Below are 19,974 nucleotides of genomic sequence, written 5' to 3'. Positions count from 1 at the left end.
GTATCGCGCTGATGGTCGATGGCGTCGCGTCGGCGATCGGGCCAGACTAACGCCGCGAATGTAAGCAGTACGTGGATACGAATCGTCACTGCAGGAGTCCCCCGATGACTGAGCGGAACACCTCGACGCGCCTGCCGACGATCTTCTTCGGCCACGGCAATCCGATGAATGCGCTGCAGGACAACGACTGGAGCCGCGGCTGGGCCGCGCTCGGCCGGTGCCTGCCGCGCCCGCGCGCGGTGCTGTCGGTGTCCGCGCACTGGTACGTGCCGGCGACCCTGCTCACCGCGATGGCCCGGCCGCGCACGATCCACGATTTCGGCGGCTTTCCGCGCGAGCTGTTCGAGGTGCAATACCCGGCGCCGGGCGACCTCGACCTGGTGCGCCGCGTGCGCGAACTGCTGCAGCCGCTGGACGTGGGCGAGGATCGCTCGTGGGGGCTGGACCACGGCACCTGGTCGGTGCTGCGCCACGTCTATCCCGACGCCGACGTGCCGGTGGTGCAGCTGTCCATCGACGAGTCGCAGCCGCCGGCGTTCCACTACGGCCTGGGCCGCCTGCTGCGGCCGCTGCGCGACGAGGGCATCCTGCTGATCGGCAGCGGCGACGTGGTGCACAACCTGCACGCCTATGCCTGGGGCCGGCATCCGGCCGAGCCGTTCGACTGGGCGCTGCGCTTCGAGGCGAAGGCGCGCGAGCTGATGCTGCAGGGCGATCACCATGCGCTGGTGGACTACGAGGCATTGGGTCGCGACGCGGAGCTGTCGATCCCCACGCCCGACCACTACCTGCCGCTGCTGTACGTGCTTGGCGCCAGCGACGAGGGCGACGCGGTGACCTTCCCGGTCGAGGGCATGGATGGCGGCTCGATCTCGATGCTGAGCGTGCAGTTCGGCTGAGCGTCGCGCAGGGCGCGCATGGCCCGCCGCGCTCGACGGCAAGAAGCGGGCGGTGCCGCCGGGTTGCGGGAGGTCGTGCCCGCGGCGGGGCGGTCCCCGGCATTTGCACCAAACGGATACATTGCCCATGATGGTGCAATGAACGATCTCGCATGGCCGACATGGGCACAGCAGCTGGCGACCGGCATCGTGCTGGTCGACGCCCGGCTGCGCCTGCGCTGGCTCAATCCGGCGCTGGTGGAAGGGCTGGAACTGGGCGTGCGCCACCCGTTGGGGCAGCCGCTGACGTTGCTGTTTGCCGACGGTGACGAGGCTGCGGCGCGGGCGGCGCGGGTGCTGGCCGCGCAGCGGCCGGCGCAGTGGCGCGCGGAGCCGCTGGCCGCCGCGAACGGCCGCGAGATCCGTGCGGACATCGCGCTGCAGCCGTTCGACGATGGCCTGCTGCTGGAGGTGCACGTGCTGGCCGAGCCGCTGTCGGCGAGCTCGCCGCTGTCGGCCACCCTGCGCGGTTTCGCGCACGAGGTGAAGAACCCGCTGGCCGGCCTGCGCGGCGCCGCGCAACTGCTGCAGCGACGGGTCGACAACGACGACCTGCAGGCGCTCGCCGGCATGATCATCGACGAGGCCGACCGGCTCGGCACGCTGGCCAATCGCCTGCTGCACCACGACGGCGCCGCGCGGCTCGGCCCGGTCAACATCCACCAATTGCTGGAGCGCCTCGCCGACCTGCTGCAGGCCGAGCCGGCGCCGCCGCAATGGCGCCACGACTACGACCCCAGCGTGCCGGACCTGCTCGGCGATGCCGATCGCCTGCACCAGCTGCTGCTCAACCTGGCGCGCAACGCGCTGGAAGCCGGCGCCCGCACGCTCACCCTGCGCACCCGCGTCGAACACGGCGTGCGCCTCGGTGAGCGGATGCTGCGCACGGCGCTGCGGCTGGAGCTGATCGACGACGGCGCCGGCATCCCGGCCGCGCTGCGCGACACCTTGTTCGAGCCGCTGGTCTCCGGCCGCGCCGACGGCACCGGCCTGGGCCTGGCGCTGTCCCGCGAGATCGCCCGCGAACACGGCGGCGAACTGCGCGGCGCCAGCCGTCCCGGCGAGACCGTGTTCACGCTGTACCTGCCGCTGGAGCGCGCGCATGACTGACCGGACGAAGATCCCTGCAGGAGCGCACCTCGTGCGCGATGCTCCTGCGTCACGCAACGACAAGCATCGCGCGCAAGGTCCGCTCCTGCAGGAAATCTGGATCGTCGACGACGACCGCGGCGTGCGCTTCGTGCTGGCCGAGGCGCTGCGCGATGCCGGCCTCGCGGTGCGCGAGTTCGGCGATGCCGAGGCGGCGCGCGCGGCGTTGCGCGACGAACGCCCCGCGCTGCTGCTCACCGACGTGCGCATGCCGGGCGAGGACGGCCTGAGCCTGCTGCACGACCTGCAGCAACGCGCGATCGGCCCGGTGATCGTGATGAGCGCCTACACCGACGTCGCCACCACGGCGGCAGCCTATCGCGCGGGTGCGGTGGATTACCTGGCCAAGCCGTTCGACCTCGATCACGCCGTGGCCGTGGTGCAGCGCGTGCTGGCCAGCGCGGCGAACGTGGCCGCGCCGGCTCCCGCCGCGCCGGTCGCCCGCCACGCCCTGCTCGGCGACAGCGCGCCGATGCGCGAGGTGTTCCGGCTGATCGGCCGCGTCGCCGCCAGCGACCTCAACGTGCTGGTCACTGGCGAAACCGGCACCGGCAAGGAACTGGTGGCGCGCGCGCTGCACGAGGAGAGCGCGCGCCGCGAGCAACCCTTCATCGCACTGAACACCGCCGCGATCCCCAGCGAGCTGCTGGAGAGCGAACTGTTCGGCCACGAGGCCGGCGCGTTCACCGGCGCCACCCGCCGCGTCGCCGGCCGCTTCGAGCAGGCCGAGGGCGGCACGCTGTTCCTCGACGAGATCGGCGACATGCCGCTGATCCTGCAGACGCGGTTGCTGCGCGTACTGGCCGGCGGCGAGTTCTACCGGGTCGGCGGGCGCGAACTGATCCGCTGCAACGTGCGCATCGTCGCCGCCACGCATCAGGATCTTTCCGCGCGCGTCGCCGCCGGCGCATTCCGCGCCGACCTGATGCACCGGCTCGACGTGGTGCGCATCGAACTGCCGCCGCTGCGCAGCCGCCGCGGCGACATCGCGCTGCTGGCGCAGCACTTCCTGGCCGCCACCGCGCAGGAACTGAAATTGTCGCCGAAGCGCTTCTCCAGGGCCGCACTGAAACTCGTCGCCCAGCGCGACTATCCCGGCAACGTGCGCGAGCTGGAAAACCTGTGCCGCCGGCTGGCGGTGATCGCGCCGGGCAGCGAAATCCTGCCCGGCGACCTGGGCGACGCTGCGGACACGGCACGCGGCGGCGAATGGACCGACGCATTGCGCGAGTGGGCCGCGCAGGCGCTGGCCGATGGCGAGGCGGACATCCATGCCCGCGCCCGCGAAGCGCTCGACCAGACCCTGCTGCAGGCCGCGCTGCAGGCACACGAAGGGCATCGGCAGAACGCGGCGCAGGCGCTCGGCGTGGGACGCAACACGCTGACCCGCAAGCTCGGTGCCTCGCGCACGCGGCGACGTTGAGTTGGCCGAAAGCCGGCGGGCAGCGCCCGCCCTGCGCGCGGAGCGCTCCCGCAACCTCACACTGTTCGCCCTGGTCGCTGCCCGTGTGCGCGCCGCTCTCGCTTGTCCCGAGTCGCTTGAATAGCATCGCCCGCAAGCGGGCTCCTACGAGGGCGGATGGCCCAGCGTGATGCGCAGGCGGTGCGTCGCGCCATCGGTGGCGAGGGTGACGGGTTCGGCGGCGTCCAGCGTCTGGCCGTCCATTTCCACCCGTTGCACGCCGCGGCAGACGTGGTCGGGGTTCTGCACGCCGATCTCGTGAAGCGTGCCGCGATGCCGGTAGCTGATCCTGAAGCCGGGCCAGGCTTTGGGAATGCACGGATCGATGTGCAGCCGGTCGCCCCTCAAGTGGAAGCCGAGCAGCGCCTCCAGTCCGGCGCGGTAGAGCCAGGCGGCGGAGCCGGTGTACCAGGTCCAGCCGCCGCGGCCGATGTACGGTGCCACCGAATAGACGTCCGCACAGGCGACGTAGGGTTCGACCTTGTAGCGTTCGACGGCGTTCGGGCTGTCGCTGTGACGGATCGGGTTGAGCAGGTCGAACAGGCCGCCGGCACGGTCGCCGTCGCCGAGCCTGGCCCAGGCGAAGATCGACCAGATCGCGCCATGCGTGTACTGCCCGCCGTTCTCGCGCACGCCGGGCGGGTAGCCCTTGATGTAGCCGGGGTCCTTCTTGCCGTCCTGGTCGAACGGCGGGGTGAACAGTCGCGCGAGCTTGTGCTCGTGGTCGATCAGCAGGCGGTCGACCGAATCCATCGCCTGCACCGTGTGTTCGCGGTCGGTTGCCTTGCCCAGCACGCTCCACGATTGCGCGATGGTGTCGATGCGGCATTGCTCGCTGTCCTTCGAACCCAGCGGCGTGCCGTCGTCGTAGTAGCCGCGGCGATACCACGCGCCGTCCCAGGACTGCTCCAGTGCCGCGCGCAGCGCCGTGGCGCAGTCGCGCCAGCGCGCCGCGCGCGCATCGCCGCGGGCGGCGGCCACCGGTGCCAGCGCGTCGATGGTGGCCAGCACGAACCAGCCCAGCCAGCTGCTTTCGCCACGGCCCTCCGCGCCGACCGCGTTCATGCCGTCGTTCCAGTCGCCGGTGCCGATCAGCGGCAGGCCGTGCGCGCCGCGGGTGAGGCTGGTATCGATCGCCAGCGCGCAGTGCTCGTACAGCGTCGCCTGCCGGTCGGACACCTCGGGCTGGAAGAAGGCATCGGTGGCGCCGTCGGGGATCGCCTGGCCCTGCAGGAACGGCAGCTTTTCGTCCAGCACCGCGCGGTCGCCGCTGACCTCGACGTAATGCATCGCCACATAGGCCAGCCACACGCGATCGTCGCGGATCTTCGTGCGCACGCCCTGGCCGTGCGGCGGCAGCCACCAGTGCTGCACGTCGCCCTCGGGAAACTGGCGCCCGGCGGCGCGCAGCAGGTGCTCGCGCGCCAGGTCGGGGCGGCTCACGCACAGCGCCATCACGTCCTGCAACTGGTCGCGGAAGCCCCAGGCGCCGCTGGCCTGGTAGTACGCGGTGCGCGCCCACAGGCGGCAGGCGGTGACCTGGTACAGCAGCCAGTCGTTGAGCAGGATGTCGAGCGCGCGGTCGGGCGTGCCGACCTGCACGGTGTCGAGCAGGTCGTTCCATTGCGTCGCGATGCGGGCGAGCAGATCGTCGACATCGGCGTGGCGGTACTTCGCCACCAGCGCGCGCGCGGCGTCCTCGTCGCCGCCTTCGCCGAGCAGGAAGATCAGGTCGAGTTGCGTGCCCGGCGGCAGTTCCACGCGCGTCTGCAGCGCGCCGCACGGGTCGAGTCCGGCGCCGAGGCGACCGTCCAGCGGGTGGTCGTGATGCAAGGCCGCCGGCTGCGCGGTGCTGCCCAGCGCGCCGAGGAAACTCGCCCGGTCGCCGCTGAGCGACTGCTGCGCGCCGGCCAGGTCGAAGAACGCCACGCGCTCGCCGAAATCGGCGCGCCAGCGGTTGCGGGCGAACAACGCGCCGCTGGCCGCGTCGCGCGCGGTCGCCACGAACGGCGCCGGCGTGCTGCCGTTGGCGCCGAGCGCCCATTCCACGTAGCCGGTGATCGACAGCCGCCGCGTGCGGCCGGACCGGTTGACCAGGCGCAGCCGCGACAGCTTGACCGGATCGTCCGGCGCCACGCACACGGTCAATGCCAGCGCGATGCCGTGGGCGTCGTTGCAGAGTTGCGTCCAGCCCTTGCCGTGCGTCGCCGTGCAGCGCGCGCCGGGCACGCGGATCGGCAGCGCGCCGGCGCTCCACAGCTCGCCGTTGTCCCTGTCGCGCAGGTAGATGATGTCGTGCGGTTGATCGCTGACCGGGTCGTTCGGCCACGGCGTCAGCGCGTTCTGCTGGCTGTTGGTCGACCAACTGTAGCCGCCGCCCTCGGCGGTGACGGTGCAGCCGAAATGCGGGTTGGCCAACACGTTGGTCCACGGCGCGGGCGTGGGGCGTGCGTCATCCAGCTCGATGCGGTAGGTACGGCCATGCTCGATGAAACCGCCGTGACCGTTGGGAAACTCCTGCACCGGCTCGTCCGGTGCGACGACCGCGGCGGGCGTCCCGGCGCGGATCGGCGCAGCGGCGGCTGGCGTCGCGGCGGCGGGCGCAACGGTGGCCACGGTGTCGGCGTCGACCACCACGCGCGCGGCGGCGAGCAAGGCATCGCGCTGGTCGGCGGCGATGGCATCCTCGCGCAGGCAGAACAGCTCCACCTTGGGCAAGCCTTCGCAGCCCTTCAGTTGCGCCTGCTGCGCGTCGATGCGCGGCGCCAGGGCAGCGCGCGTGGCGTCGTCCTCGCCGAGGCGATCGAGCACCACCACGTCCACCGCCAGTTGCTGCGCGCGCCACCAGCGCTGCGCCAGCAGCAGCGCATCCAGCCGCTGCAGCGCCGCGGCACCGTCCGCGCGCAGCAGTGCGATCGGGCGATCGCCGGAGATGCTCAGCCCCCACAGCGCCGGTGCGCCGCCGTGGCCGCGCGCGCGATCGTCCGGCGCGGCGCGCTGACTCGCATCGCTGACCAGCAGCGCATCCTGCCAGCGGGCGAAGCACGCGGCCTGCGCATCGTCGATGCCGAGTTGCTGGCGTTGCCCGCGGGCGCGTGCTGCGGCATCGGTGAACAATCGCTCGGCGGCCTGCGCATCCTGCATGCGCGCGTGCAGCGCGAGCGCGCCCTCGCGCGAGTCGGCCAGCTGCGTCCACAGCAGCAGGACGACGCGGGCGCCCGGCGCGAGGGTGAAGTTCCGGCGCAGCGCCCAAACCGGGTCGAGCACGCAGCCGGTGGTGCCGGACAGCGCCACGCCGGGAGCCATCGCGCACGCATCGCGCAGCGTGCGGCCGCGGCCGAGGAAACGCGCGCGGTCGGTCTCGCGCTCGGGCGCGCCGGCGGTGTCGCCGAGCAGTTGCAGGGCCTGCGCCGCCCATACCGTGGCCTGGCTGTCGCTGCGCTTGCGCCGGGTGGCCAGCAGCAGTTGGCGCGCGTCATCCCAGTCGGTCTGCACGAACATCTTGGAGTACGCCGGGTGGCTGTCGTCGTCGCCGCGCGGGCCGAGCACCAGTTCGGCGTAGCTGGTCAGCGACACGCGGCGATGGCGGTCGCCGTGGTTGCTCAACACCAGCCGGCGCAGTTCGATGTCGGCATCCGCCGCCACCGCCACGTCCAGTTCGTGGTGCAGCAACTGGTGGCGGCCGGCGTAATGCGCCAGCCCGGGCGCGAAGCGCACGGCATCGTCCGGCCGCGACACACCCAGCGGCTGCGCGGTGACCGACCACACCTCGCCGTCGTCCTCGTCGCGCAACAACAGGAAGTTGCCCCAAGGATCGGTGACCGGGTCCTCGCGCCAACGCGTCACCGCCAGTTCGCGCCAGCGCAGGAAGCCGGCGCCGTTGGGGCCCAGCATGGTGGTGAGGCGACCGTTGCCGAGCAGGTCGCGGGGCGGTGGGGATGCATCGGTGGACATGCGGACGGCTCCTGCGGCTGCGGTGCAGTCGGATCGGGCGAGGGGGCGAATGGCATGCGCATGAGCGCAAAAACCTGCGAGCCGGTCATGCCCGCGCAAGCGAAAGGTTCCCGCCCTGCGCGGGCATGGCGCGCGTCCCGGCCATTCGGCGAAACCGCTCCAGCCTGCGGCGCGCGTCGGCAATGCAACGTGAAAGTGCCGCTCTACACGCCACGCACGCACTTGTCGTCGCACACTGGCAGACAGTTTGCCGTTCCACCCCAGCTGCCAGGATGCCGCCGATGACCACGCTGTGCTCGCTCTCCGATGACGCCATGCTCGACCGCCTGCAGCGCGCCGCGTTCGGCTACTTCACGGAGACGATGAACCCGCGCAACGGGCTGATCCCCGACACCTCGCGGCCGCACTCGCCGGTGAGCATCGCGGTGGTGGGCTTCGCGCTGTCGTGCTATCCCGCGGCGGTCGCGCGCGGCTGGATCGAGCGCGCCGAGGCGGTGCGCCGCAGCCTGCTGGCACTGCGCTTCTTCCATGACAGCGACCAGAGCGGCAGCCCCGCGGCCACCGGCTACAAGGGCTTCTACTACCACTTCCTCGACATCGACAGCGGCGCACGGGTGTGGCAATCGGAGTTGTCGATGATCGACAGCGCGCTGCTGATCGCCGGCATGCTCACCGTAGCCACCGCGTTCGACGGCCCCGGCGCGGAGGAAACCGAGTTGCGCGAGTTGGCGCAAGCGCTGTACCGGCGCGTCGACTGGCGCTGGTCGCAGGACGACGCGCGCACCATCTACCAGGGCTGGAAACCGGAGAGCGGCTACCTGCATTACGGCTGGGAGGGCTACAGCGAGGCGATCGTCCTGTACGCGCTGGCGCTGGGTTCGCCCACCCACCCGATCTCGGCCGACTGCTATGCCGGCTGGACCTCCACCTATCAGTGGGAGAACCTCTACGACCAGGATTTCCTCTACGCCGGCCCGCTGTTCGTGCACCACTACTCGCAGGCGTGGCTGGACCTGCGCGACGTGCGCGACCCGTTCATGCGCGAGAAGCAATCGGACTATTTCGAGAACAGCCGCCGCGCGGTGCGGGTGCAGCGCCGCTACGCGGAACTCAACCCGCACCAGTTCGTCGGCTACGACCGCAACTGCTGGGGCCTGTCCGCCTGCGACGGCCCTACCGACGAGGTGCAGGGGGTGGCCAACGAGCAGCGCCATCTGTTCGGTTACGCCGCGCGTGGCGTGCCGTATGGGCCGGATGACGGCACGCTGTCGCCGCCGGCCGTGCTGGCCTCGCTGCCGTTCGCGCCGCAGCCGGCGCTGGCCGCACTGCGCACCATGCTGCTGCGCCATCCGCAGATCCTCAGCCAGGATCGCCTGGCCACCAGCTTCAACGCCAGCGTCGATGGCGGCGCTGGCCGGCCGTGGATCTCGGCGGGACACTACGGGCTGGACCAGGGCATCGTCTTCATGATGATCGAGAACCACCGCAGCGAGTCGATCTGGCGCCTGATGCGTGGCTGCCATCCGCTCGCCAGCGGGTTGCGCAAGGCCGGCTTCAGCGGTGGCTGGCTCGATGCGCCGGCCGGAGGAGTCCGCTGATGGCCACCCGCTACGACGCCAGCATCAGCACCCCGCAGGACGACGACGAGCGCGAGCGCCTCGCCGCGGTGGGCCCCGTCTCGTGGAGCAACCCGGTGCCCGAGGCGCCGTACCAGCTGGTGATCCTCGGTGGCGGTTCGGCGGGGCTGGCGGCGGCCGACGCGGCGGCGGCGCTGGGCGCACGCGTGGCGCTGGTCGAACGCCATCTGCTCGGCGGCACCTGCTTCAACACCGGCTGCGTACCGTCCAAGAGCCTGCTGCGCAGCGCCGCGGTGTACGCGCAGATGCGCGATGCCGCGCGCTACGGCGCGCAGCCGCCGGTCGCGGTCACGGTGGATTTCGCCGCCGCGATGGCGCGCCTGCGGCACATCCGCAGCCACTTGGCCGGCACCGTGTCGGTGCGCCAGCTGGCCGAGCGCGGCGTCGACGTGTACTTCGGCAACGCGCAGTTCACGGGTCCGGACAGCCTGGCCGTCAACGGCCAGCCGCTGCCGTTCCACCGCGCGCTGATCGCCACCGGCGCGCGGCCGCAGATCCCCGACCTCCCCGGCCTCAAGCAGGCCGGCTTCCTCACCAACGCCACCGTGTTCGATCTGACCGAACTGCCGCCGCGGCTGCTGGTGATCGGCGGCGGCCCGCTGGGCTGCGAGCTGGCGCAGGCGTTCGAGCGCTTCGGCGCCAAGGTCACCATCGTGCAGAACATGCCGCTGTTCCTGCCGCACGAGGAGCGCGACGCGGCGCAGACCCTGTCCGAGGCCTTCGCCCGCGACGGTATCGAGGTGCGCCTCAACACCGAAGTGGTCGCGATCCGCACCGAGGGCGCGGAGAAGGTGATCGACCTGGTTACCGACGACTACCACAGCACGATCCGCGTCGACGCCATCCTGGCCGGCGTCGGGCGCCGGCCGAACGTGCACGGGCTGGCGCTGGAGGCGGCCGGCGTCGATTACGACGAGGCCACCGGCATCACCGTCGACGACCACCTGCGCACCAGCAACCGACGCATCTTCGCCGCCGGCGACGTCTGCCTGGAGGCCAGGTTCACCGACATCGCCGAGGAATCGGCGCGCATCGGCGTGCGCAACGCGCTGCTGCGCGGGCGCGAGCGGCTCAGCGAGCGGGTGGTGCCGTGGTGCACCTACACCGATCCGGAGATCGCCCACGTCGGCCTGTACGTGCGCGAGGCGAACGCGCGCGGCATCCCGATCAAGACCTACACCATCCCGATGCACCAGGTCGATCGCGCGATCACCGACAGCGAGCAGGACGGCTTCGTCAAGCTGCACGTCAGCGAAGGCAGCGACCGCATCCTGGGCGCCACCATCGTCTCGCGCGACGCCGGCGACATGATCAGCCAGGTCACCCTGGCGATGGTTGCCGGCGTGGGCCTGCGCACGCTGGCGAAAGTGATCCACGCCTACCCGACCAAGACCGAGGCGATCCGCGAGGCAGCGATGGCGTACAACCGCCGACGGCTGAGCGGACGCCTGCTGGCGCGCCTGCGACGCTGCCTGCCGCATTGAGCGTGCGCGGTCATCTCACGCGCGCTTATCGCCCGACCACCTAGAATCGCGAAATTCCACTCTCCACTTCACGCAAGGAGCTTCCATGCAACTGGGCATGATCGGTCTCGGCAAGATGGGCGCCAACATGGCGCAAAGGCTGCTCGACGGCGGCCACCAGGTCACCGGCTTCGACCCCAACGCAGACGCGCGCAAGCAGCTGGAAGACAAGGGCGGCGGTTCGGCCGCTTCGCTCGAGGCACTGGTGCAGGCCTTGCCCGCGCCGCGCGTGCTGTGGCTGATGGTGCCCTCGGGCAAGGTCACCGACGACACTGTCGCCGCGCTGCTGGCGCTGCTGGACAAGGGCGACACGATGATCGACGGCGGCAATTCCAACTACAAGGATTCGCTCGGCCACGCGGCCAAGTGCAAGGACAAGGGCGTCAACTACGTCGACTGCGGCACCAGCGGCGGCGTGTGGGGCCTGGCCGAGGGCTACAGCATGATGGTCGGCGGCGACGAGCAGGTCGTCGAAACCCTGCGCCCGATCTTCGAGACGCTGGCGCCCGGCAAGGACCAGGGCTGGGGCCGCGTCGGCCCGGCCGGCTCCGGCCACTTCACCAAGATGGTCCACAACGGCATCGAATACGGCCTGATGCAGGCCTACGCCGAAGGCTTCTCGATCCTCAAGCACAAGCAGGAATTCGGCCTGGACCTTGCGCAGGTTGCCGAGATCTGGCGCTACGGCAGCGTGGTGCGCTCCTGGCTGCTGGACCTGGCCGCCGACGCGCTCAAGAAAAACCCGCAGATGGACCGCGTCGCCCCCTACGTGGTCGACTCCGGCGAAGGCCGCTGGACCGTCGACGCGGCCATGGAACTGAGCGTATCGGCCCCCGTCATCACCCTCTCGCTGATGGAACGCTACCGCTCCCGCGACGACGACTCCTTCGCCGACAAGCTGCTGTCCTCGCTGCGCAACGAGTTCGGCGGGCACGCGATCAAGAAGGAGTGAGGCTGGCGCGTCGCGCTCTCTGCGGGGCACCTGCCCGCCCGTCATGCCTGCGAAAGCAGGCATCCAGCGACTTAGGGGGCGGCGAATGTTGTGTAGGAGCAAAGCAGTCGAGTGCTTCTGTAGGAGCGCGCTTGCGCGCGATGCTCTTGCTGGCGCATTGGCATTTCAGAGCAAGAGCTTTCGTCTGCCTGCGGCAGCCGAGTTACTTTCTCTTTGCGTGGCCAAAGAGAAAGTAACCAAAGAGAAAGGCCACCCCGCTTGGCGCTTGCCGCCCATCCATGGGCGGCAAGTCCGTGAGTCGGGGCCGGGCTTTTCGACAGGGCATCCTGCCCTGGCGAAAAGGAGCCGACATCCCTGTCGGCTCCCGCTGCGCGGCCCGTCGTCCCCGACTCACCGCCGCACAGGGGCCCCGGTAGAGCAGCGGGCCATCGTGGCCCGCACTCTTCAAAAGAGCCAACGCCGCTCCGCTTGCACGCTGGACGCGCACTTGTAGGAACCCGCTCGCGGGCGATGCCTTCCACGCTCCCGAATCCCCGCACCCATCGTCCGAACGACCCGTCCCCCAACCGTTCGCGCTGAGCGTAGGCCGCGCAGCGGCCGGAGTCGAAGCGGCCCGTCGCTCGTGGGATGGCACCGTCAAAGACGGTCGATAGCCCTCGGCGATCGAGTTACGTCTCGCACCCGAAGTGATTTCGAAAAAACAGAAGGAGGTGGCCAACCCCGGTGGCGAGGTTCAACCGGTCGGCGCGGACCCGGGTGGGCTTGCCGGGGAGCGCCGGAACCCCGGCGGGGACGTGGCCAACCTCGGCGAGGAGGTCGAGAACCTCGGCGGGGATGTGGCGAAGCCCGGCGGAGAGGTCGGGAACCTCGGCGGGCAGGTTTGCAGCTTGGGCGTCGAGCTGGTGAATCCCGGCCTCGACGTCGTGCAGGTCCCGATGAACCCGCAAAGGCCCGGCGGCGCGGTCGTGGACCGCCCCGCCGGGGTCACGGATCAGGCGGCGGCCGGTTCCGGCGCCGTGCGGGTACCCCGCGGGCCGGGGAAGCGCTGGCGCAGGTCGTCGTACACGTCCTGCGCACCGTCGCGGCCGCGGTGGGCCGCCTCGCGCACGCTCTGGTAGTAGGCCAGGTCGGCCATCCACACCTCGCTGGAAACCAGTTGCAAGGTGTCGTCCACGCTGCCGGCCAGCGTCTGCAGCTCGGTGGCGAAGCGCATCAACTGGCTGCGCAGGCTGCGATCCTTCTGCACCTCGGCCTGGTCGACAAAGCCCGGCACGAACTGCGCGCGGTTCGCCATGTAGGTCACGCACTTCTCGTCGAAACCGACCGACTTCGGCCCCAGCCGCGGCAACTCCTTCCGCTCCTGCGCCGACAGCGTCACCAGAAACGGCAATGCCCCGCGGATCGTTGCCAGCGCGCCCTGCACCGAGGCCACCTGCTCGTCCGACAGCACCGCCGAAATTCGATTGTCACTGGACATGGAAACACTCCTTGTACGTCGCAAGCCGCCGGATCGGCGGCGCGGGGAGCGTAGCAATCAGCGGTTGCGGGCTTGGGGCGCGGCGTGGTGTAGGGGATGGATGAGAGCGAACACCGTGCTCGACCCAGCCGCCCATGCAAGAATCGCTCTCTATGCGCCCATGATGACGGCGCGATAAACGTTTCCAAGCACCATCGGGGGATTTTCCAGGCATGAGCGCGCTGCACGACCTGCTCGACACCTACCGCCACACCGCCGTTACCGAGCGCGAAAAAGGCACCTACTTCGAGGAACTGATCCTCGCCTACCTGCGCAACGAGGCCACCTACCGCGACCTCTACCGGCAGGTATGGACGTATGCCGACTGGGCGCGCGAACACGGCCTGGACGCCCGCGACACCGGCATCGACCTGGTGGCCGAAGTGGCCGGCACCGGCGACGTGCACGCCGTCCAGTGCAAGCTGTACGCCGAGAACTACAAGCTGCAGAAGAAGGACATCGACAGCTTCTTCACCGCCTCCGGCAAGAAGCCCTTCGCCCACCGCATCATTGTCTCCAGCACCAACCACTGGAGCGAGCACGCCGAAGATGCGCTGCGCGACCAGCAGCCGCCGGTCAGCAAGATCGACCTGCACGACCTGGAAACCAGCCAGATCGACTGGTCGAAGTACCAGCCCAAAGCCGCCCCTGTCCTGAAACCGCAGAAATCGTTGCGCCCGCACCAGCAAAGCGCGCTGATGGCAGTGCGCGCGGGACTGAAGGAGGCCGACCGTGGCAAACTCATCATGGCCTGCGGCACCGGCAAGACCTTCACCGCGCTGAAGATCGCAGAAGACCTCGCCGGCAAGGGCAAGCGCGTGCTGTTCCTGGTGCCCAGCCTCGCCCTGCTGTCGCAGACGCTCACCGAGTGGACACAGGAGTCCGCCACCCCGCTGCACAGCTTCGCCGTGTGCTCGGATGCCGACGTGGGCAAGAAGCGCAAGGCCGACGACGACAGCGTGCAAACCTTCACCCACGAGCTGCGTTACCCGGCCACCACCGACGCCGCGCGGCTCGCCAAGGAAATGGCCAAGCGCCACGACGCCACCCACATGAGCGTGGTGTTCGCCACCTACCACTCCATCGACGTGGTCAGCCAGGCACAGCACGAACACGGCCTGCCGCCGTTCGACCTGATCGTGTGCGACGAGGCCCATCGCACCACCGGCGCCACCTTCGATGGCGACGACGAAAGCCATTTCGTCAAAGTGCACGCCCCGGACTTCATCCATGCCGGCAAGCGGCTCTACATGACTGCCACCCCGCGCATCTACGGCGAGGTAGCCAAGGCCAGCGCGCAAAAGGACAACGTGACGCTGGCCTCGATGGACGACGAAGCACTGTTCGGCAAGCGGCTCTACACGCTCAACTTTTCCGAGGCAGTCAAGCGCGACCTGCTGGTGGACTACAAGGTGATCGTGCTGGCGGTGGAGGAAGCCCACATCAACCGCCGCCTGCAACACCTGCTCAAGGGCGACGACAACAGCCTCAAGATGGACGACGCAGCCCGCATCGTGGGCTGCTGGAAGGCGCTGTCCAAGCAGGGACTCACCGAGGACCTGGCCGACGACGGCAGTCCGATGCAGCGTGCCGTGGCGTTCTGTCAGGTGATCGAAGCCAAGCCGGGAGCCAAGCAGCGCAAGGTGGGCAGCAAAAACATCGCGCAGATGTTCCAGGCCGTGGTGCAGGAATACCAGCGCACCGCCGACAGCGAGGAAGAAATCGCCGCCAGCCTGATCTGCGAGGCCGAACATGTCGACGGCGGCATGAACGCCAGCGAGAAGGAGGAAAAGCTCGACTGGCTCAAGGCCGCCACGCCGGAAAACACCTGCCGCGTACTCAGCAACGTGCGCTGCCTTTCCGAAGGCGTGGACGTGCCTGCGCTGGACGCCGTGCTGTTCCTCACCCCGCGCAACTCCCAGGTGGACGTGGTGCAGTCGGTCGGCCGCGTGATGCGCAAGGCACCGGGCAAGAAGCGCGGCTACATCGTGCTGCCGGTGGTGATCCCGGCTGGCGTGGAACCGCACGAGGCACTGAATGACAACAGCACTTACAAGGTGGTGTGGCAGGTGCTGCAGGCGCTGCGCTCGCATGACGACCGCTTCGACGCGATGGTCAACAAGCTCGACCTGATCGGCAAGAACACCAGCAAGATGGAGGTGGTGGCCGTCACCGAAAAGGTGCAGCGCCGCGCCGTCAACCTCAAGGTCAGCAAGACGACCCAACACGCCAACCGAGCCCGCGGCGGCAGCGCGATCGGTCAGGCCGTCAAGGACGACTACCGCCCCGAGCAGCACGAAATGGAGTTCGAGATCGGCGAGATCGAACGCGCCATCTACGCCAAGCTGGTGCAGAAAGTCGGCAACCGCCACCACTGGGAAGACTGGGCCAACGACATCGCCCGCATCGCCAACACCCACATCGACCGCATCCGCGCCATCCTCGAAGACCCGGCCAACACGCACGAACGCGAGGTGTTTCACGAATTCACCGCCGAGCTGCGCGACGACCTCAACGACGCCATCAGCGACGACGAGATGATCGAGATGCTGGCCCAGCACCTGATCACCAAGCCGGTGTTCGACGCACTGTTCGAGGGTTACAGCTTCGCCAGCCACAACCCGATGTCGCAAGCCATGCAGAAAGTGCTGGACGCGCTGCACGAGCACCGGTTGGACAAGGAAGCCGACACCCTCACCCAGTTCTACGACAGCGTGAAGCTGCGCGCCGAAGGCATCGACAGCGCGAGCGCCAAGCAGAAGATCGTGGTGGAGCTGTACGACAAGTTCTTCCGCAACGCCTTCCCCAAGATGACCGAGCGCCTCGGCATCGTCTATACGCCGGTGGAGGTAGTGGACTTCATCATCCACAGCGTGGAACACATCCTGCGCAGCGAGTTCGGCGAAGGGCTGGGCAGCCAGAACGTGCACATCCTGGACCCCTTCACCGGCACCGGCACCTTCATCACCCGCCTGATGCAGTCCGGCCTGATCAGCAAGGCGCAACTTCCGCACAAGTACCGGCACGAGATCCACGCCAACGAACTGGTACTGCTGGCCTACTACATCGCTGCCATCAACATCGAATCCACCTACCACGACATCGTCGGTGGCGACTACGTGCCGTTCGATGGCATCTGCCTCACCGACACCTTCCAGATGTACGAAAAGGACGATCTCGTCGATGCGCTGCTGGTGGACAACAGCGCGCGGCGCAAGCGGCAGAAGAAGCTGGATATCCGGGTGATCATCGGCAATCCACCATATTCGGTAGGGCAAGGCGATGCCGCCGACGACAACCAAAATGTCAGCTACCCAAGCCTCGATCAGCGTATTTCACAAACCTACGCGACACGGTCGTCCGCGCGAACGCGTACTAACGTATACGACTCCTACATCCGAGCGATTCGTTGGGCATCCGACCGCATTGGCAGCTCGGGTGTGATTGGCTACGTCACCAATGCAAGCTTCTTGGATGCCAACGCATCCGATGGTCTGCGCCTGTGCCTCGCCGAGGAATTCTCCGACCTCTACGTGTTCCACCTGCGCGGCAACGCTCGCACCAGCGGTGAGCAGCGGCGCAAGGAGAAGGACAACGTGTTTGGCATGGGCAGCCGCGCACCTATAGCCATCTCACTACTGGTGAAGAACCCGCACGCGAAGGAGCACGGTCGTATCCACTTCCATGACATCGGCGACTACCTAAACCGCGAGGACAAGCTGGCCAAAGTCGCTGTCTTCAGCAGCATCGCTGGAATCAGTGAGGCAAAAGCCTGGCAGTCCATCACTCCCGATGCCCACGGCGATTGGCTCAACCAGCGTGACGGTAGCTTCGAAAAATTCTTGGTCATGGGAAACAAGGCGGGTGGTACCGCCTTGTTTGCGGACTATTCGTACGGGCCAATCACTCACCGCGACATGTGGGTCTACAACTTCTCCCGCGCGACCCTAGCGTCAAATGTCGCCAACATGCTGGCGTTCTACAACAATGAGAGACATCGATATCAGGCAGCCTCAACGAACGAAGATTCAATCAAATTCGTCGTCAAAGACGCACAGAAGATTGCGTGGGACGATAAACTCTTTCGTGGCGTAGCGTCAGACAAAGAAATTTCCTATTGCGAACAATTCATCGTAAAGGCGTGCTATCGGCCATTTACGAAAACGTATTTCTACTTTGACCGCTCGTGTATCTGGAGTGCCTACCAGATGCCACGAATCTTCCCCGTCAGTGATGCAAAGAACCTCGTCATAGCAACCACCGGGCGTGGATCGACAAAAGAATTCTGCGCATTCATCGCTGACCACGTGCCAGATTTGGAGATGATCTCAAAGGGACAGTGCTTCCCTGAGAAGCTGTATGACACGGATGCAGCTGCAGCAATAGCAGCGAGCAGCGAGCAGCGAGCAGCGAGCAGCGAGCAGCGAGCAGCGAGCAGCGAGCAGCGAGCAGCGAGCAGCGAGCAGCAGTATATCGACTGGCAGCCTGAAAGTTTCGACGCAGACGAACAATCGCGTCATCTGTCTGACGCTGAGCGGCACGAAGGGCTTCTCGGTGATGATGACGGACGCAATTCCCGACCTGCACCTGATCGGGGACGCGCAATGCTTTCCGATGTTTCTCTACGAAACGGAGGAGGCCGAACGATGAACACCACCAAGCAAACCCCCAGTGGTGATCTGTTCCAACAGGAACAACCTCAGCCAAAGATCGTCCGCCGCGACGGCATTACCGACGCCGGACTTGCGCACTTCCAATTCGCCTACCCTGGCGAAACGATCACCAAGGAAGACATCTTCTATTACGTCTACGGCCTGTTGCATTCACCCGACTACCGCGAACGCTACGCCGACAACCTCGCCAAGGAACTGCCGCGCATTCCGTGCGTGAAGTCCGCCAAGGACTTCTGGGCGTTCAGCCAAGCGGGCCGCGCACTGGCCGAGCTGCATCTGAACTACGAAACCGTGCCGATGTACGCGGGCGCGAAGGTGGTGGGCACGGACGGGAAACCGATCAAGCTTGGCGAATCAACGGCACTGGATTCCCGCGTTCGCGGGAATGACGACGATGCTGCCTTCTGGCGGGTGGAAAAGATGAAGCTGCCCAAGATCGGCGGCGAGAAGGACCTCACCCGGTTGATCTACAACGGTCGCATCACCGTCACGGGCATCCCGCCCGAAGCCTACGACTACGTGGTCAACGGCAAGAGCGCGCTGGACTGGGTGATCGAGCGCCAGTGCGTGAAGACCGACAAGGACAGCGGCATCGTCAACGACGCCAACGACTGGGCCACCGAAACCATGCACAACCCGCGCTACCCGCTGGAACTGTTCCTGCGCGTGATCACCGTCAGCCTGGAAACCATGAAGATCGTGCGCAGCCTGCCGCCGCTCGATCTTCCTTGAACCTTCCCGCACAAGCGGGTCGCGCGCCAGCCCCGTAGGGCGGGCAAGCAAAAGGTCGCGACACAATGACCACAGGGCGCCGTTCCGCTTCTCGCCCGCGCAGCGGGCGCACCGAGTGCGGGCCAGGATGGCCCGCTGCTCTACCCGGGGTCCCTTGCGCGGCGGTGAGTCGGGGACGACAGGCCGCGCAGCGGGCATCGGCATGGATGCCGATGCCTTTTCGTCAGCACATGGATGTGCTGTCGAAAAGCCCGGCCCCGGCTCACGGACTTGCCGCCCATGGATGGGCGGCAAGCGCCAAGCGGGGTGGCCTTTCTCTTTGGTTATCTTTCTCTTTGGCCACGCAAAGAGAAAGTAACTCGGCTGCCGAAGGCAGACGAAAGCTCTTGGCTTTGAACGCAACCAAAAGCAAGACCATTGCGCGCAAGCGCGCTCCTACAGCGGCTCCCGACCGCTCTGCTCCATGCAACCTTCAGCGCAACCCGAAAGTCGCTGGATGCCTGCCTTCGCAGGCATGACGGGTGGGGGAGTGAGTCGAAGTGCGATGCCTGCCTTCGCAGGCATAACCGGGTAGGGGTGCTTGCGTGTCGGGAGAACGGTGCGAGAACGAGGCCGCCGCCCGCTACAGCAACTCCCCCTGCGCCGCCGCATAACTCAATCGCCCATCCACCACGCGCGCCGCCGAGGTGTACGGGTGCACCGTCGTGTGGGTGGCGTCGAGGATGTGGATGACTTCGATGCCGCGCAGCTTGAGCACGTCGGAGACGATGGAGCGGTGGCAACGCCACCAGACCACTTCGGCGCACATCATGGCGGTGCGCTGGCGGGCGGCGAGTTGCAGCAGTTCGGCGAGGCCGTCGGCGAATTCCGCGGTGGCGGTGTAGTCGGCGTAGCCCTGGAAGGAGGCGTTGCGCCAGGCGGTGTTGGGCGAGTCCGGCTGCACCTTGCGGCGACCGCCGAGTCTGGGAATCCACTGATAGGCGATGCCGTGGGCGGGCAGCGACGTGGCGAGCGCCTCGCTGGCAAAGTGCGGGTGGCGGCGCGAGCCGGGGAAGCGGCGCACGTCGGCGATGGCCTGGATGCGGTAGTGGTCGAGCAGGCCGAGGAACTCCTCCAGCGGACGGGTGGAGTGGCCGATGGTCCAGATCGTGGCGGGGCTTTCGGGCATTGCGTCAATCGACTTTGTGCAGCGCCGCGCCCTTGTGCATGGCGACGTGGTCGGTCTTGTCGCTCTTGATCTCGTACTGCGGATCGTCCTCGCTGCAGTGGCGGGTGTGGCCCTTGTAATCGGTGTCGCGGGTGTGGACCTTGATGATCTTGCCGCTGACGTGGCCGGCCTCGGAGTTCCAGCGCACGTGGTCGCCGACCTTGAATGCATGGCTCATGGTTGCGTGTCTCCTGACGTGACTCGAACCCCATTGAACGACGCCGCACGTGC

The 19,974-nt window shown here is 67.8% G+C and carries 11 protein-coding genes; 7 read left to right on the top strand and 4 right to left on the bottom strand.

The features are described 5' to 3' along the window. Positions 1-104: 104 nt before the first annotated feature. The 3 genes from ygiD to ntrC all read left to right on the top strand — a co-directional run bounded on the left by ygiD (position 105) and on the right by ntrC (position 3,510). Positions 105-899, top strand: coding sequence for a 4,5-DOPA-extradiol-dioxygenase (gene ygiD / locus ACVCMB_RS11770; protein WP_447107012.1), 795 nt, complete (start codon positions 105-107; stop codon positions 897-899). A gap of 138 nt (positions 900-1,037) precedes the next feature. Further along, positions 1,038-2,048 (top strand): two-component system sensor histidine kinase NtrB, encoded by a 1,011-nt coding sequence (locus ACVCMB_RS11765; RefSeq protein WP_447107011.1) that lies wholly within the window; start codon positions 1,038-1,040, stop codon positions 2,046-2,048. Further along, positions 2,041-3,510 carry a nitrogen regulation protein NR(I) gene (gene ntrC, locus ACVCMB_RS11760; RefSeq protein WP_447107010.1) on the top strand — a complete coding sequence of 490 codons (1,470 nt, stop codon included), beginning with the start codon at positions 2,041-2,043 and terminating at the stop codon, positions 3,508-3,510. The genes ACVCMB_RS11765 and ntrC overlap by 8 nt, the downstream gene beginning before the upstream one ends. 144 nt (positions 3,511-3,654) lie before the next feature. Here the strand turns inward: ntrC and ACVCMB_RS11755 are convergent, their stop codons facing one another. Continuing rightward, positions 3,655-7,503: a GH36-type glycosyl hydrolase domain-containing protein gene (locus tag ACVCMB_RS11755; RefSeq protein WP_447107009.1), complete on the bottom strand. Its 3,849-nt coding sequence runs from the start codon at positions 7,501-7,503 to the stop codon at positions 3,655-3,657. A 281-nt stretch (positions 7,504-7,784) separates the two neighbouring features. On the opposite strand from ACVCMB_RS11755, the gene ACVCMB_RS11750 reads away from it, so the two are divergent. From ACVCMB_RS11750 to gnd, 3 genes are read left to right on the top strand one after another with little or no spacing between them, the layout of a single operon-like run. After that, positions 7,785-9,101, top strand: a complete 1,317-nt coding sequence (locus ACVCMB_RS11750; RefSeq protein WP_447107008.1) for a glucoamylase family protein — start codon at positions 7,785-7,787, stop codon at positions 9,099-9,101. Next, the gene (locus tag ACVCMB_RS11745; RefSeq protein ID WP_447107007.1) at positions 9,101-10,624 is read left to right on the top strand and encodes a mercuric reductase; all 1,524 of its coding nucleotides are present in this window, start codon (positions 9,101-9,103) and stop codon (positions 10,622-10,624) included. The genes ACVCMB_RS11750 and ACVCMB_RS11745 overlap by 1 nt, the downstream gene beginning before the upstream one ends. After that, complete coding sequence (gnd, locus tag ACVCMB_RS11740; protein WP_447110596.1) at positions 10,620-11,615, top strand: phosphogluconate dehydrogenase (NAD(+)-dependent, decarboxylating); 996 nt, start codon at positions 10,620-10,622, stop codon at positions 11,613-11,615. The genes ACVCMB_RS11745 and gnd overlap by 5 nt, the downstream gene beginning before the upstream one ends. Before the next feature lie 991 nt (positions 11,616-12,606). Here the strand turns inward: gnd and ACVCMB_RS11735 are convergent. Further along, positions 12,607-13,092, bottom strand: coding sequence for a hypothetical protein (locus tag ACVCMB_RS11735; RefSeq protein ID WP_447107005.1), 486 nt, complete (start codon positions 13,090-13,092; stop codon positions 12,607-12,609). 212 nt (positions 13,093-13,304) lie between these two features. On the opposite strand from ACVCMB_RS11735, the gene ACVCMB_RS11730 reads away from it, so the two are divergent. Then, a complete protein-coding gene (locus ACVCMB_RS11730) occupies positions 13,305-18,536 on the top strand; it encodes a DEAD/DEAH box helicase (RefSeq protein ID WP_447107004.1) in 5,232 nt (1,743 codons plus the stop codon). A gap of 622 nt (positions 18,537-19,158) precedes the next feature. Here ACVCMB_RS11730 and ACVCMB_RS11725 read toward each other — a convergent pair. Beyond that, positions 19,159-19,704 carry a DUF488 domain-containing protein gene (locus ACVCMB_RS11725; RefSeq protein ID WP_447107002.1) on the bottom strand — a complete coding sequence of 182 codons (546 nt, stop codon included), beginning with the start codon at positions 19,702-19,704 and terminating at the stop codon, positions 19,159-19,161. Positions 19,705-19,708: 4 nt separating this feature from the next. Further along, positions 19,709-19,921, bottom strand: a complete 213-nt coding sequence (locus ACVCMB_RS11720) for a hypervirulence associated TUDOR domain-containing protein (protein WP_395120673.1) — start codon at positions 19,919-19,921, stop codon at positions 19,709-19,711. Positions 19,922-19,974 lie beyond the last annotated feature (53 nt).

Source organism: Rhodanobacter sp. UC4443_H10, assembly GCF_052978325.1.
The sequence above is the reverse complement of the archived record's forward strand: the minus strand, read 5'-3'. Positions and strand labels throughout refer to the sequence as shown.